General features: G+C 44.3%; 1 protein-coding gene and 1 pseudogene. One reads left to right on the top strand and one right to left on the bottom strand.

Features of this window, described 5'->3' with window-relative positions; translation table 11 throughout:
- Nucleotides 1-200 (bottom strand): annotated as a pseudogene (locus tag ACLD11_RS21815) (hypothetical protein); the annotation flags it as partial.
- A 156-nt stretch (nt 201-356) separates the two neighbouring features.
- Here ACLD11_RS21815 and ACLD11_RS21810 point away from each other — a divergent pair.
- Nucleotides 357-2,022: AAA family ATPase (locus tag ACLD11_RS21810; RefSeq protein ID WP_411015376.1), on the top strand; the 1,666-nt coding region annotated here is incomplete at its 3' end.

Raw genomic sequence — 2,022 nt, 5'->3', positions numbered from 1 at the left:
CCTCGTTCCACCCGGACCAGCAGGCCTTCTTTGACCAGACGACTCATTGCCTGTTGTACCGACGCACGGCTTCCCAGCGAATAAAATCCGCTGATGGAAAAGGGGATGCCCCGCTTCATGCGGTGAACCCGCTGGCGGGCCAGAGCGGCAACAGACATTGATTCTCCTATACTGACGTTTTCATTGATATGTACTTTCATTATATTCCTTGTGTAGCAAGGAGTCTAACCTAAAAAATGTCAGTAACATTTATTCTATGACAATGTTTAAAATGGCAGATATCAGTGAGGTAGCTTGCTGTAGGGAATTCCGACGATAAAATACCCACATACAGCAGGCGGTGATAAGGATATAGCATGAGCATTCTCTCCATCCACGGCGTTCGCAGTTATCAGGGCGAAAGGCCTGTGGAGTTCGACTTGAGTAAGTATGTCACTCTTATCTATGGACAAAACGGCTCAGGAAAATCAACCGTTTCTGGTTACTTTTATAAGCATGGTCGTCCAGATTACAGCCAGTGCAGCCTGCGACCTCCACTGGATATGAACTACCTGGTGTTTAATCAGGAGTATGTAGACGATATTTTCAGCCAACCTTCTCAGCCGGGCATTTTCACTTTAAATAGTGAAAATGCAGAAATTAAAACTGAAATAGATGCTCTGGAAGCGGAGAGTAAAGTTTTGTTTGCCCGGCGTGATGCTTTGGACGTGCAAAAATGCGACGTTGAGGGTATGGAAGAAAACATTAAAAATGGTTCTGCGAAACAGATTTATAGTTCTACCGCAGAAATCAGAAAAACAGATTTATGGGATTTGATGGTTGGAACTAAACAGACCGACAAACTTTATCAAACCATCCTTGAACACACTGAAGTTGAAGAGACTTCGACGCAGGAATTAAACAAAGAACTACACCGACTTGAGGCCAGTAAAGGCAACCCTTACGCTTTGCTCGAAGCATTGCCAGCATCCCCTTTGAATGAAAGTGATATTGCGCTATTGATGCAACCTCTTATTCCAGCAGGTGATAGCCGTCTTGCTGCTGCAATTAACCAATTAGGCAACATTGACTGGGTGAGGAATGGGCAGCAGTGGCTGAGTGATGACATTTGCCCATTTTGTCAAACGCCGATAGATGCCCGGCAACTTCAACAGGAAATCACTGCCCTTTTTGATACTTCATGGGAAGCCGCAATGGACCAGTTGCGGGAACTCCAGGCGCGATATCAACTCTGGCACGATAAACCCGAACATATGCGGCAGTTAATAAAAGCGTGTCCGTTAGTTGATCAGGAACATCCTGTTTATCTCTGTTTGCTTGAACTGGAGCAGGCCTATCAAAGAAATAAATTGCATATCGATGAGAAATTAACATCACCCTCTACGTCGATTGCTGTTGAGGATCTTTCTGCTCTGGCTGGCAATGTCTCTGTGCAGATCACCAGTATTAATACAGTAATAAGCGAACATAACCGAAAGGCTGAAAATTATCAGACTGAGCGGGTAAGACTGAAACAGAGGTTACTTGGTCATATCCGAAAGCTGGCTACCGATACGATAATTAACCATGATGAACAACTAGCAGAACTTGCTGAAAAATTAGCAAAATTAACGGTGTCTCGGGATGAAATTACGGCCCAGCTTGATACGCTGAATGCAATCATTCGCGATAAATCCAGCCTGATCGTCAATACGCAGGAAACGATTGAGCGTATTAATCACAGTTTGGATAGCCTTGGGATCACTGGATTCCGCATTGCTCCCTATGACGATCGGGATGATTATCGTCTGGTGAGGGAAGGTGAGAACAGCGATACGCCTGTTTTTGGTAGTTTGAGTGAAGGTGAAAAAACGCTGATTGCTTTTCTCTATTTTCTGGAGACTTGCACAGGAAGGAAAAGTCGTGATGACAATGACCAACGAAAACGTTTAATTGTCATTGATGATCCTATATCCAGCCTGTCGCAAAACTATGTTTTTGAAATAGCATCGTTGATCCAGCATCAGGTTATACGTGCCAGAA

The sequence above is a fragment of the Salmonella sp. 741265116_PST genome, assembly GCF_046567715.1.
In the GTDB taxonomy this organism is placed as follows: Bacteria; Pseudomonadota; Gammaproteobacteria; order Enterobacterales; family Enterobacteriaceae; genus Salmonella; species Salmonella enterica.
This window is presented reverse-complemented; position numbering and strand designations above follow the sequence as displayed.